Source organism: sulfur-oxidizing endosymbiont of Gigantopelta aegis (assembly GCF_016097415.1).
In the GTDB taxonomy this organism is placed as follows: Bacteria; Pseudomonadota; Gammaproteobacteria; order GRL18; family GRL18; genus GRL18.
Genome location: NZ_JAEHGE010000001.1, coordinates 4,200,230 through 4,213,896, shown reverse-complemented (window position 1 = coordinate 4,213,896; position 13,667 = coordinate 4,200,230). Strand labels below are relative to the sequence as shown.

Annotated in this window: 13 protein-coding genes and 1 other RNA gene; 7 read left to right on the top strand and 7 right to left on the bottom strand. The window is 41.0% G+C overall.

Annotated elements, in window-relative coordinates; all coding sequences use genetic code 11:
- The 6 genes from JEU79_RS22005 to recR form a co-directional block, all read left to right on the top strand.
- On the top strand, nt 1–1,035 hold a 1,035-nt coding region (locus JEU79_RS22005), incomplete at its 5' end, for a hypothetical protein (protein WP_198265777.1).
- Between the two features lie 144 nt (nt 1,036–1,179).
- Nucleotides 1,180–1,653 carry a hypothetical protein gene (locus JEU79_RS22000; protein ID WP_198265776.1) on the top strand — a complete coding sequence of 158 codons (474 nt, stop codon included), beginning with the start codon at nt 1,180–1,182 and terminating at the stop codon, nt 1,651–1,653.
- A gap of 117 nt (nt 1,654–1,770) precedes the next feature.
- Nucleotides 1,771–1,867: signal recognition particle sRNA small type (gene ffs / locus JEU79_RS21995), an RNA gene on the top strand.
- A 208-nt stretch (nt 1,868–2,075) separates the two neighbouring features.
- Nucleotides 2,076–4,223, top strand: a complete 2,148-nt coding sequence (gene dnaX, locus JEU79_RS21990; RefSeq protein WP_198265775.1) for a DNA polymerase III subunit gamma/tau — start codon at nt 2,076–2,078, stop codon at nt 4,221–4,223.
- A 15-nt stretch (nt 4,224–4,238) separates the two neighbouring features.
- On the top strand, nt 4,239–4,559 hold the full coding sequence (locus tag JEU79_RS21985; RefSeq protein ID WP_198265774.1) for a YbaB/EbfC family nucleoid-associated protein: 321 nt from the start codon (nt 4,239–4,241) through the stop codon (nt 4,557–4,559).
- 48 nt (nt 4,560–4,607) lie between these two features.
- Complete coding sequence (recR, locus tag JEU79_RS21980) at nt 4,608–5,207, top strand: recombination mediator RecR (RefSeq protein ID WP_198265773.1); 600 nt, start codon at nt 4,608–4,610, stop codon at nt 5,205–5,207.
- Between the two features lie 467 nt (nt 5,208–5,674).
- Here recR and JEU79_RS21975 read toward each other — a convergent pair whose 3' ends face one another.
- Nucleotides 5,675–7,171 (bottom strand): HDOD domain-containing protein, encoded by a 1,497-nt coding sequence (locus JEU79_RS21975; RefSeq protein ID WP_214660653.1) that lies wholly within the window; start codon nt 7,169–7,171, stop codon nt 5,675–5,677.
- A 286-nt stretch (nt 7,172–7,457) separates the two neighbouring features.
- On the opposite strand from JEU79_RS21975, the gene JEU79_RS21970 reads away from it, so the two are divergent.
- A complete protein-coding gene (locus tag JEU79_RS21970) occupies nt 7,458–7,928 on the top strand; it encodes a hypothetical protein (RefSeq protein WP_198265771.1) in 471 nt (156 codons plus the stop codon).
- A gap of 5 nt (nt 7,929–7,933) precedes the next feature.
- Here JEU79_RS21970 and JEU79_RS21965 read toward each other — a convergent pair whose 3' ends face one another.
- The 6 genes from JEU79_RS21965 to JEU79_RS21940 form a co-directional block, all read right to left on the bottom strand.
- Nucleotides 7,934–9,646, bottom strand: a complete 1,713-nt coding sequence (locus JEU79_RS21965; protein WP_198265770.1) for a GMC family oxidoreductase — start codon at nt 9,644–9,646, stop codon at nt 7,934–7,936.
- Between the two features lie 188 nt (nt 9,647–9,834).
- Entirely contained in the window at nt 9,835–10,449 is a 615-nt protein-coding gene (locus JEU79_RS21960; protein ID WP_198265769.1) for a gluconate 2-dehydrogenase subunit 3 family protein, read from the bottom strand.
- Complete coding sequence (locus JEU79_RS21955) at nt 10,449–10,931, bottom strand: thioredoxin family protein (protein ID WP_198265768.1); 483 nt, start codon at nt 10,929–10,931, stop codon at nt 10,449–10,451. The genes JEU79_RS21960 and JEU79_RS21955 overlap by 1 nt, the downstream gene beginning before the upstream one ends.
- A gap of 86 nt (nt 10,932–11,017) precedes the next feature.
- Nucleotides 11,018–12,061 carry a small ribosomal subunit biogenesis GTPase RsgA gene (rsgA, locus tag JEU79_RS21950; RefSeq protein WP_198265767.1) on the bottom strand — a complete coding sequence of 348 codons (1,044 nt, stop codon included), beginning with the start codon at nt 12,059–12,061 and terminating at the stop codon, nt 11,018–11,020.
- Nucleotides 12,061–12,387 (bottom strand): cytochrome c family protein, encoded by a 327-nt coding sequence (locus JEU79_RS21945; protein WP_198265766.1) that lies wholly within the window; start codon nt 12,385–12,387, stop codon nt 12,061–12,063. Before JEU79_RS21945 ends, rsgA begins: the two co-directional genes overlap by 1 nt.
- 33 nt (nt 12,388–12,420) lie before the next feature.
- Complete coding sequence (locus JEU79_RS21940; protein WP_198265765.1) at nt 12,421–13,662, bottom strand: M48 family metallopeptidase; 1,242 nt, start codon at nt 13,660–13,662, stop codon at nt 12,421–12,423.
- Nucleotides 13,663–13,667 lie beyond the last annotated feature (5 nt).

Sequence of the window (13,667 nt, the reverse complement as noted above, 5' to 3'; positions counted from 1 at the left end):
GCTTTACTTAATCCTAATCAGGTGACAGGTAATCTAAAAGCGATGGCTTTGAATGATAATACTTATATTACCGGTGCCAATTATGTCAGACCCGCTAAATTTGAAGTGGTTGATATTGATAATACTAAAATAAAGCAGGGTTCGGTGTTGAATTCTAATTCAGTGGTTTCTTTTGCCAATGATGCAGACGGTACTGATATGCCGGTGGCTGATTTTTTTGCTGGCTATGAATTTGTCATCCCGCATTTTCGCTATCGCCATGAATACTATGTGTATAGTCCTTATGGTGATGCAGAAGTGATGGTGACGACGGATGTCAGTAAAAGCTATACCATTGCACGAGGTAAAATGCTGACAATTAAGGGTGGTGATAAAAATACCTTATCGGCTATAATCCGATCGGATTTACCGGTGATGATCAGCCATGCTGCACAGTATTATTCGGGTTATTTGGCGGATACTTATACTGTACCGCCCGCCAGTAAGGAAATATTTGGTATCTTTAGTCGCTTAGTGATCATTGGTGCATTAGAAGACAATACCAGCATTACAATTTATGCCAGTGATGGTAGTGAGAAATCAATAGTGCTCAATGCCGGAGGTCGATATATGCATTCCGGAAATGGTAGCCTGCTACAACAGGGCAAGGGCAGTGCCTTACGTCTAGTTGCTGACAAACCCATTGCTGCGATTCAAGGCGCAGATAGAGACGGTATTGAAGCAACGGCCTTTTTTGGCATAGAGTATTTTGCCAGAACCTTTGGCTTGCCGATTAATAGCCAGTACCTTGCCGTGGCGTGTAAGCAACAAGCCAAAATTGACCTGTATGATACCTCGGGTGTTATCGTTGACAGTCAAACCTGTACGCCAACAATAACTGCCACGGGTTTGCTACCGGGTAAGGCTTATTTTGGCAGTGCTGACAATGGCTCAAATCTGGATGCGGGTCAATACATTCAATCGGATCAACCTGTTTATGTCATTCTTGAATCAGCGGAAACCAATGATGAAAAGAACTTGTTGGGATTATTTTAACCTAAAATTTTAGGTTTAATGTAGGGAGCATCAAAGCATAAAAAAGAGGTCTTTAAAGGCCTCTTTTTTATGGGCTTGAAATATCATTTTTCTTATGTGAGAATATCAGTGAATATAAATGTTTATCCGTGTCATAGGTGCTAAATGGGCAAAAAAATTGATTACAATCCTGAAGATTGGGATTTTTTGGAAGAAATAGATTCTCTTGATGAAATTGTGACACCAGAAATTTCACTGTCCAGTTCTCTCTTTAGTGAGTCACAGTCAAATGAATTGATTGAACGCAACCTTAAAAAACGCCTTAAGAAGCAGACTCGTCTTGAATCTTATGACAGTCTTGAACCTTATGACAGTCTTGAACCTTATGACAGTCTTGAACCTGACGAACGTTCTGATACTGATGAAATGGACATTACAGCCTATGTCGGTGGTGAGCAAATAAAAATCAATCATCACAATACTGATCGTTTGCCATCGAATCAGGAAGAAGAAGCCTTTAGACGTCAGATTGAAGACTTATTTGAACTATTAGAATTAGAGAAAAAAGCCAATAAAACCGAAGGCATTCGGGTTTATCAAACGGATTCATCGCCATCAAGACCCTGGCGTTTTCACTAAGTTTTTACTGTGCTTTTCATTAAAATAAAGCAATCTTCATTATTTTAAAAAAACACTAGAAATTTAGCCAAATACAGTAGCATCCTTTGTAAATTTCAGGTTATAATGCGCGCTCTCTGCCGGTCCCCTCGCAATGATAGGCCGTAAACCCAGCCAGATCCGGAAGGAAGCAACTGTAGCGGCCGACTCATGTGCCGGGGTGTGGCTGGCAGGGTCTATATATTTTAAGCACTCGTCTTATTTAAAATCCATATTACAATTTCTCAATCACCATTTTCCTTTTTCCTTTGCTGTTCATCTGGAGCAGTCTGATAATTTCATGTATACTGATTTCCCATAAAAACCATTATTTAATCCATTTTTTAACTTTTTATTAATTCTTTTTTACTTTTTATTTAACTTTTTTTAAAATATGGGCTTATATGAAATATCAGGTTCTGGCTCGCAAGTACCGTCCAAAAACATTCACCACCATGATGGGGCAGGAGCATGTTCTTAAAGCGCTCAGTAACGCTTTACAAAGTGAGCGTTTACATCATGCCTACCTTTTTACCGGTACTCGCGGTGTGGGTAAAACCACCGTGGCACGTGTGCTGGCTAAGGCACTGAATTGTGAGCAGGGTATTAGTCCAAACCCCTGTGGTAAATGTGCCGCTTGTCAGGAAATTGATGAAGGGCGTTTTGTTGATTTAATTGAAGTCGATGCAGCCTCACGTACCAAAGTAGAAGATACGCGCGAATTATTAGATAATGTTCAATATGCACCCACACGGGGACGTTTTAAGATTTATCTGATCGATGAAGTACACATGCTTTCTGGGCATAGTTTCAATGCTTTGCTTAAGACCCTTGAAGAGCCACCACCACATGTTAAATTTCTCTTAGCAACGACCGATCCTCAGAAATTGCCGGTGACTATTTTATCCCGTTGCTTACAATTCAATTTGAAAAGTTTGACTATCGAACAGATAGAACAACAATTGGCATTGGTCCTCAATGCAGAAAATATTTCCTATGAAAGTAATGTCTTGAAACCCTTGGCCATTGCTGCCGATGGTTCAATGCGTGATGCCCTCAGCTTGCTGGATCAAGCCATTGCATATAGTGATGGCAAGCCTAATCTGCCTGATGTTGAAGCCATGCTGGGCAGTGTGCAAAAAGCTCGTATTTTTGAATTGCTTATTGCTTTGGCTAATGATGATGGTAAAACTCTGATCGAAGACAGTCGTCTACTCAGTAGTCAGGGTATTGATGTGAATACTATCTTGTCTGAACTGATCAGCACTCTACAGCGTATTGCCCTCTATCAAATGGTGCCCGATGCCATTGATGATAGTTTGGGCGATCAACAATCAATTGCACAACTGGCACAAGCTATTAGTGCAGAAGACATCCAATTGTATTATCAAATTGCGCTCAATGGTCGCAAAGATTTACCTTATTCACCCCAACCACAGAGTGGCTTTGAAATGATTTTATTACGCATGTTGGCTTTTAAGCCGACGGGTGGTGCTAGTGATGAGAGTGACGATGGTAATAGCCGTCAACTTAAAAAAAAATCCTCTAAATCAGTCAATAAAATAGCACCAGCCATTCAGGCTACAGAAAAGAAAATCCCTCAAGCGTCAGTGAGTCAGCAACTTTCTGCTGTTGAACAGCCCAAACAAGCTGTTCAGGCCGTTTCACAAATGCCTAAAGCTGTAAAAGATATCACTCAAAAGAATAGTACTCAAAAGGATAGCAGCATAGTGCCTTCTACGGCACCTGTACAAGATAATGTGACAGATTATGAGCTACCCCCGATAGATGCTTATAACGATAATGGTCAGGCTGAAGATAATGCTTTTCAAGAACACTATGAGCAAGCGGGACATTTAGAAAACCATTTAGAAGAAATAGCGCCTTCTAACGACCAATATAATTCAGTCAATAGCTCAGCACAAGTACATACAGTACGAGAGCCAAAGACTAAGCCTAGCCCTACATTAGAGCAAAAAAAGCCACCATTGGCAGCCGTTGTGCCATTATTTAAAGACGTAAACAATGACACTTTAAAGGACAAAGTAAATCCTGAAACTCAAATTTATCAAGATGTAAATAGCGAAAAAAACGCAGTAAAAACTGAGCAAAAAATCCCTTGTGAACAGCCTAACACAACAGGCTTGGCTGACTATTGGCACGATCTTATCAATCGCTCTGAACTCAATGGCCTGGAGCAGCAATTGGCCAAACATAGTGCTATGGTCAATAAAAGCATAGTAGAAGGTGAGCAAATATTTGAGCTGTTACTGGATTCCATGCACAAACATTTGCTCAATGATAAAATCAAAACACGCTTACTCGATATCTTGCAGCCATTGTTTAGTATACCATTGAAGATAATCATCAAAGAGTGTGAGATCCCTGTACATGAACAGCAGAATACACCCAGACGACGGGAAATTTATGAGGCTGAAGTATTACAGCAAGAAGCGGTTGAATCTATTATGGATGATCCCAAAGTACAATTAATTGTAAATGCTTTTAATGCCAAAGTACGTAAAGAATCCATAAAACCGATTAAAAATTAGACAAGAGGAAGTAATATGAAAGGTGGTTTAGGCGGCTTAATGAAACAAGCTCAGAAAATGCAGGAAGACATGCAAAAATCGCAGGCCGAATTAGCTAATATGGAAGTTAATGGTCAAGCCGGTGGTGGTATGGTAACAGTGGTGATGACCGGTCGTCATGATATTCGTCGTGTGAGCATTGATGATAGCGTGATGGATGATAAAGAAATGCTAGAAGATTTAGTGGCCGCTGCAGTGAATGATGCGGTACGTCAAATAGAAAAAGAATCTAAAAGTAAAATGTCCGGTATGACGGATGGTTTAAATTTACCACCGGGTTTTAAATTACCGTTCTAAGCATTAATATTAAAATATCACACACGTATTCTATCCGGATAATACCCTATGGCACATTCCCCTCTGATTAAGCAGCTTATCGAAAGCTTACGTTGTTTACCCGGAGTGGGAGCAAAATCCGCACAACGTATGGCTTATCATTTGCTCGAACGTGATAGGAGAGGCGCGAGGAAATTATCCCATGCCTTAAGTCAGGCGGCAGAGCAGGTCGGGCATTGTCAAAGCTGTCGTATTCTGACTGAATATGAATATTGTGATATTTGCCAGTCAGTCAAACGTGATCGGCAAACCCTCTGCGTGGTAGAAAACCCTTCCGATGTCTATGCCATTGAACAATCCGCTTCCTACCAAGGGACATACTTCGTTCTGATGGGACATTTATCACCCTTGGATGGTATTGGCCCACAAGAACTGCACCTTGATACCTTGCAACAGCGAGTGCAAAGCGAAGACATTAATGAAGTCATTCTGGCAACCAATACCACAGTTGAAGGTGAGGCCACCGCACATTATCTGGTAGAAATATTGAAACCCCATGTGCAAAAAATTAGTCGCATTGCCCATGGAGTGCCCTTAGGTGGTGAGCTGGAATATATTGATGGCTCAACACTAGGCCATGCCTTTAATGGTCGTCAGGAATTTCAGTAACCTGAATTCTGGATAATACATACGAGCAAGTTAACTTAATAGTGGTGCGCTTCGTTCCTCAGCAGCACCCTACGCTTGTTGTATGCAAGTGATTTATTGTAGAACAGTAGGATGCTGCTGAGGAACGAAGCGCATCACAATAGTACAAACTAAATAATACCGTTAATTATTATTCAGAAATCAAGTTAAGTAGCTTTGTTTTAAGTCTTTTGGAATGAAGCTTTTTTCTATTAGCTACAAGTTTTGTACTAGTACTCATTCACTTCTTTATGTTATTGAACCTAAAAAAATCAGTTGAACCTACTGCGACCGCCTTATGCACTGAATCTTAAGGATTTTCCAGAACATTTTGACTTCACCCGTAGGGTGACTACGAATAAAGCCAAAACAACCTGTAAAACCCTTAATCTTCAGCACCTAAGTCGCTCTCGCTACGATTCAACTGATTATTTTAGGTTGAAGTGGGCTTAATGAATGGCCTTTAATTGCTTATCAAATAATGCCGCAATTTTTTTCATCTGATTAAAATCTTCTACTGCCATCGGTGGATTTGACTGAGCTTCATCCTTATCACTGCCACGATATTTATCCATATAAAATAAACCAATGGGCTTGGCATTAACATGGATAGACTTGGCAATAAATTCTTCTACTTCAAGCATATCTTTCATGGTCTGGTTAATGATGGGTGAGAATTTATTGTAATTGAGAGTATTGATAAAGATTGTTTGTGGTTTGACTAATAATTTTGAGAATAAATTGTCGGGCTTTGTGGGCAGTATACTTTGTGTTAATTTTTTATTATCCTTTCCCCTGAGACTACGAAACTGGAGGTGCTTTTTATCCTTGCTGAGCATCATGAAGCCAACACGGCTAAAAAATTTCGTTTCAAAAAAAGCATCCATAGTAATCCGAATCAGAGAAGGGAAGTCATTAGCGGAGTGTATCAAATTGATGCTTGGCACTTGAGGTGATTTTGTTGTTTCGGTTTTTTCTTCTACCGCTACCTTACTAATAACTGCTGGTTTTTTCTTAACAACGGGCTTTTTGTCTTCAATGGCTATGATTTGACTATAAGGTACTTTGCCTGGCAATAAGGCAAGATAAGCGCAAGTGCTTTGCACGGGAAAAAATTCTTCTGCGTTATAAGCCATGTAAACAGCGGTAGAATGCACTTCTTTGGCAATGCGCGCTTCACTATAATGAAATTCATTCGCGCAAAGACTGATGTGCTCATACATATCATCATAATACCAGCCTTGTTCTGCAATAATACTGAGTTTTTCCGCCAGATACATACATTTAATTGTTTTTGATGCACTTTCCAGATCTTGCATTTCTTGTCGTTGCAAGAATAAATGGGGGATTTTCCATTGGTGCGTTAAGCTTTCTGCGAGTTCATGATAACTGAAACCAAAGATTTCTCGTTGTGCTTCTTCATACGGCTTTTGTTGTTTATAAACTAATAATTCTACTGTTTGTGCCTTAATGGGGTCAAGATACCAGCAGAGTAATTCTGAAATGGGAGTGACTAAGGTACTGGTATAAATCTCATCAACTGATGAATCATCAATTAATTGTGCAAAACCTTGTGCCTGATAGGCTGCGTGTACACCTCGATGTAGCAGGCGGGCTAATTTATCAGCGACTTTTATATCTTTGACACGGTAGAGTGAGTTGACATTTTCTATAAACTGTTCCAATCTTTCCATGCCAAGAAACATCGCGGCATGCTCCACGCGGCTGATTTCTTTGTCAAAATCATTATTCATTTCTCTATTAGCATAGGCTAGCAGGTTAATCATGCAGGCAGGATCATATTGGATGATATTATCCAGATGAGTATAATTAAAACTGGGTTTTTCTAAGGCTGCTTTTAATGCCTGAAGGGTATGAGGTAAAACCGGGAGGGCGGCAATATCTGCTTTTTTTATAAAAGTTTCGAGTTGTCGGTTTTCTATCATAAAATTATTGGTGAAATCAAATTCGTTCACAGTGATAGAATAACTATAGCAAAGAAAAAACAATTTTGTTATGAGAATCAGAAATATATTTATTTCAGTGCTTTATCACTGAAAAAGCATCGATAATATCTGATTTATCACAATAATTACTATTATTTCTGTTTTTTTCAGCTTATTATTGCATTAGGGCTAGTTATTTAGGTTCGGTTTTCAATTATCCAGGTCTAATGTACTTATTATGAAAAATTATCTCCTTCCTATTATTACTTTGAATGTTCTCTTGTTTATGCCAACTCTCAAAGCAGAGCAAAATGTCTATGAATATAAAAACTCTGAAGGTGTTACTGAGTTTACCGATCAAGTTAAAGCGGATAAAAAGCCTGAGAAACAATTTCAGATAAAAAAAATGACTGAGGCAGAAGAACAGAAAAGCAAACAAAAATTGGATGAAATCAGAGAAAAAGATGCAGCTCTGGATAAGCGACTAGCAAGGGATATTCAATTAGAAAATGAGCGCCGACGTTTAGAACAGGAAGCACGGGCATTAAGGCAGCAAGAACAGCGTCAAAATGAGCAAAACGATCAGAACCATCATGATCTCCATGATGGTTATTGGTATGGATCGCGTCCTATTTATCCCAATCGTCCTATTAAACCACCTTATGGCAGACCTCCTAATGTGCGGCCTCCCAACGTAAGACCACCTAATAGGCCTCCCAATGTAAGACCGCCAGTCAATTTACCTGCACGGCGATAATGGCACTAGCTTGGAGGTGTTTCTTTAACACCACCCAGACGCGCGAGAATTTTATCGGCTACCCTGAAAGAATTGGCATAAATCGTCCAAGTATGAGGCACACTGCCGCCAGTAGGCATAAAGCTCCCATCTGTCACATATAAATTATCCACATCATGAGCCTGACAATCGGGATTAAGCACCGAGGTTTTAGGATCATGGCCAAAACGGCAACTACCGGCGACTAAATTAGTCGGGGGAGCGCCAGAGGCAAAAGATAACACATTATCTGCACCCATTTCCCGCAATACATCACCGGATTTATTGGCTAGATACCAGCCTACTTTTAAATTTTGCACATGCACATCGATCTTGATTTTGGCTACGGGCAGACCCCATTTATCTTTGACTTTGGGATCTAAACTGACATGACTATTATCAGTGGGTAACCAGTCGCAAAATGCCTCTACTTTGACATAGCGGCCATCAGTAAAATGTTCTTTGAGACGATTTTTGAGGGGCTTGCCCCATAATAGGCCACCATTGCCACGAATTTGGCGACTCGCTCTGGAAACAGGATTGGGGTGTAGGTGAACAAAATCAATTGTTCCACCTTTTTGCGCTGTGGTTGTTTTAAAAAAACTTTTGTCGTTAATTTCATACCAATCTTGTATCGAGCGGTTAACAAAAGTGCCAAACTGCTTTAATTCGGCGACCTGATCATCAGAAAATTTATCATAGGTCAGACGTCCTGAACCTGCACCACCGCCGGCAAAAATCAGGTTTTTACCCACCTGACCGGAATTGTTAGCCAAACCATTAGGATGCTTTGGCCCCGTTGAATTGAGCAATAAGCGTGCAGTTTCAATAGCCTGTGCAGCCACGACATAGAGTTTGGCATCAACCGCGTGTTTCTTGCCCTGCTTATCAACATATTCAATGGCACTGACTTGGCCGCTGGCATTACTATGAATGTGGGTCACCATAGATTCAGGGCGCAATTCACAATTGCCCGTTTTCATGGCACTATCAATTAATGCTGCCCGAGAACTGCCCTTGGCACCTGTCGCACAACCATAACTGCCACAATAACCGCTATAAGAACAAGAATTTCGGCCTAAGGCTGCTTGAGGAAGTATTGCCCGAGGCATAGGCATAGAATGATAGCCTAAGCGTTCACAGGCCTTGTCAATGTGTTTGGCAATGGGATGTTCAGCCGTAGGCGGATAGGGAAAATCCTTGCTGCTGCGTGGTTCTTGAAAAGGATGATCAATCACTCGCCCCGAGACACCAACGACTTTTTCTACCTTGTCATAATAAGGTTCCATGTCCTCATAAGAGATGGGCCAATCAACGATGTTGGCACGTTCTATGGGACCATAGGTTGATAATAATTTAAAATCATTGGGCTTAAGACGGTGAAAGAAGCCACTCATAAAATTGCTGGAGCCACCGACCACACTACCATTCCAAAAATTCCAACTGGAATGTTGAGTGGGGAAGTTTCGCCAAGTGCCATCGTCATTTTCTATTTCCACCACATGTTGTTCATCACGTAGGTCAGGGGTATAGCCACCGCGAAGTGAAGTTTTTAGCTCGTCTTTAAAATAGTCCTGTTCGGTATACCAGGGGCCTTTTTCCAGCACCAGCACTTTATAGCCTGCATGGGCAAGGGTATGAATAATAGGGCCGGCGCCAGCGCCACTGCCGACAATGCAAATATCATAATCATGACTCATAGAAATTCTCTTAATCTTATTTGTTACAAGCTTACAACGTAGCTATGCAGCGTATTGTAGAGTATCAGGTTGAAGGGCTTGTCTTTACAGGGTTTTGAAAATAGGGATGTTTTCATAAAGCGTCACAGGGATGTGCTTGAGCGACCCTGTAAAGACAAGCTCTTTAACTTGGTACGGGAATAATTACTTTACAATAACCAATAACGTTTATTGGCCGGTGGGCGGGGATTGCCAGCAGTATGTTCCAGCCATTTCCAGCCAATGCCATCGGGATTGCCACCGTAAACCGGATCGGTTAATAAGGCTTCTAATACGTAATTTAAAATATTCACCAACCAACGGCGGCCTTCAGGCTGTTGTTCAAATTGGCGTAATAATTTTTCTCTTTGCTCAGTGGATAAGTCAGTAAAAAGAGCTGCATTGCTAACATTTGATGGAGTGAAAGTTTGTTGAGTGAAAACTTGTAATAAACGGCTGCCAGATAAAATAAATTGCACCGTTTCAGGAGCGGTTTGAGTATTGCTTAAAAAATCATGCAAATAACTCAGCGCTTTGATTTCTACAGAGCCGGGCGCGTCTGGCTCAGAAGGAAATAAATGGTTCTGGACCGTAGCAATGGTGAGCCAATCTTTTTCAGTAAAGTTATCAATGGCTGTAGAGAATTGTTCTAAGTCAGTGCTTTTTTTCGAGATAACTGCTTGTACCACTGCTGAAGCCGGTATGGGGGTGGAAACTAATGCGCCTGCTACCGCTCCCGATGCAAACGTACTGCCACTGCGGCATATAAAGGTTCTTCTATCCATTAGTGTTTGTCCTTTGAGGCCGTCTCCATAGAGGCATCTTGTAAATTACCCAGTAGATGCCACTGCATTTGTTGAGGCGCGATATAACCACGACGTTTATTCAATTCTTTTTTGTCCGCAGTGAGAATCACCGTGCCGGGCACACCCAATTGTGCATAGCGTTTACCGACCACAGGTGTTGCTTCGATGTCTGCAAAAATAGCAATATAATTATCATTAATAATCTTAACGACTTCTGGATCTTGATAGGTCACGGCTTTCATTTTTTTACAAAACTGACACCATTGTGCACTGACATCCAAGAGTATGAGTTTGTTTTCTGAGGCCGCTAGGGCAAAGGTTTGATCTGACCAGTCATGCCATGTTATCTGAGCCTTTGATGCAGAGGCATGATGAGCATGTCCGGCAAAAGTTGGACTTGAAATTAGGGTTAAAATCAAAGTGATAAAGAATAGGGAAATAAAGCGAGTAGTCAATTGCATGGGTAGCCTTTTCGTGAATAAACTATATTACTATAGACCTTGAATCACATGAAAAAGTTTCAAATAATCGGCTTTATTTTGAATGATTATTTATCTTCAACGGAGTCAACGATACGATGGTAACTATCAAGACGTTGTTCACTGATCGTGCCATCTTCCAATCCCTTAAGTAGACCGCAATTGGGTTCGTTGAGGTGTTTGCAGTCTCTAAAATGACAATATTGAGCATGATCATGCAACTCAATAAAGCCGTGAATGACATCTTCTTTATTAATATCCCATAAGCCAAACTCACGTACCCCAGGGGAGTCAATTAGGCTGGCCTGTTGATGATTGGCATTTTTAATATGATAGAGTCGGGAAACACTGGTGGTATGAGTGCCCTTATTCGTTGCTAGTGAGACTTCACCTTCTTTAATGTTCGCATCGGGAAGCAGGGCATTGATCAATGATGATTTACCAACGCCAGATTGGCCTACAAAGACACTGACTTTGTTTTCTAATTGGCTGAGCAAGGTATCCATGCCGTGTTGGCTTTTGGCGCTGGTATAAATAATGGGATAACCAATATCCTCATAAACCTGAAGACGTTGCTGTAAGACCGCTTGCTGTTTAGCAGATAAAGTATCTACCTTGTTGAGTAATAACACCGGTTTTATATGGGATAATTCAGCAGCAACCAGATAGCGATCAACAAGCCCTTCATTGAGTTCGGGGACGGGAGAGGTCACGATTAATAATTGATCAATATTGGCTGCAACGGGTTTCATCTGGCCAGTAAAATCAGGGCGGGCTAGCACTGTTTTACGTTTTTCTAAAGCGGTGATCACGCCTTTTAGTTGTTCATCATCCGTTAACTGAGTGAGTGCTTGCCAGACAATTTTATCACCACAGACAATGGCATCGATGTTTTGTCTTAATGCACAGCGAACAATTTCCCCGGTGGCTTCATCTTCAATATCCAGGGTGGCACCAAAATGACTGACTATGGTGCCACGATGTAAGTCCGCCTCTAATTGCCCGTATTTATCTGAGATTTTTTGCTGTTTATTTTTAGATCTGGCAAGACGTTCATCCTGTATTTTCTGGATGCGCCACTCTTGCCTACGATTAAGCTTACGTTTGGCCATTAAAGTTTGTAGAAACTCGTATTAAGATAATCCACCACATCTTCAATTTGATCTTCAGGCCAGGCGACGCCAACCGTTGTTTTGCAGCGTGTCACTTGCTTACGTAAGCCATCAATCGACGTTACACGACGATCAGAACGGGTATAAATACGGTCTGGATCACCACCCATTAAGGAGGAATGACATGACTGGCAATTGGCATCATGCAGATCCTTACCATGAGCAGGATTAGCCGCCATAACATTTTGCGCACTTAAAAATAGACCTAATAGGATTGTTATTGAAGTTGTTTTCAAAGCTGTTTTCAAAGCGAATTGAACATTCATGTGAGTGTTTTCCTTATTGTTTCAAGTTTAACTTTAAGCATGTTGTTTCAAATGAGCGATTCTAACCGGCGCAGGCGGGTGTGAATCATAATAAGCTGAATGCAGTGGATCAGGTGTTAAAGTGTTCGCGTTTTCTTTATACAACTTAACCAGTGCATCGATCAGTTTATTGGCATCCGCTTGTTGTGCCGCATATTCGTCGGCTTCAAACTCATGTTTACGGCTCATCATAGCGCTAATAGGGCTAAGAAAAAAGGTAAATGCGCCCGATGCGATACTAAACAAGACTAAAGCAGCATAAATGGATGGCGTTGACATGCCCAGCCCTTCATAAAACCACTGTTGTTGCATGATCCAGCCAAGCACTGCAAAGCCGGCAAAAGTGATAAAGGTCATGCTGACCAGACGTTTGACAATATGCTTTTTCTTAAAGTGGCCTAATTCATGGGCTAAAACCGCTTCAACTTCTTCTTCATCTAACGATTCTAACAGGTTGTCATAAAAAACAATCTGTTTATTATTGCCCAAGCCAGTGAAATATGCATTGCCATGACTGGAACGCTTAGAACCATCCATGACTAAAATACCCTTGCTCAGGAAGCCACAGCGGGTCATTAATTGTTCAATGCGATTTTTTAGGGATTCATCTTCAAGTTCAGAAAACTTATTAAATAGGGGAGCAATAAAGGCTGGATAAGCCCACATCATGAGAAAGCCAAAGCCCATCCATACTGCCCAGGCATAAACCCACCAATAGGGGCCTGCACTCTCCATGAGCCAGAGAATGACCATGATCAGAGGAATACCGATGACTAAACCAAGGGTGGTTTGTTTGATAAAATCAACACTCCAGACTTTAAACGTAGTGCGATTAAAGCCAAATTTTTCTTCTAAAACGAAGGTATTATAAAGCCCCATGGGAATATCAATGATTGAGGAAATAAAACCCATTAAGAGAATAAAAAGCACCCCTGAAAACAGCGGACTTAATTCATAGCCTCGCACATATTGATCTAATAATTCCAGACCACCGCCCAATGTCCAGATAAAGAGCAAGGTGGTGCCAATAATGAGCTCAATATTACCCAATTTTTCTTTGGCAATAGTATAGTCGGCCGCTTTTTGGTGTTCTTCTAGGCTTATTTTCTCAGCAAAGTCTTCAGGTGTCTGACTACGATGCTCTGTGACGTGTTTTACCTGACGAATGGACAACCAGAGATGCGTTATGGCAGATAAAATAACCATAATAATGAACAAAATGCTAAACAAAGACATAAAAT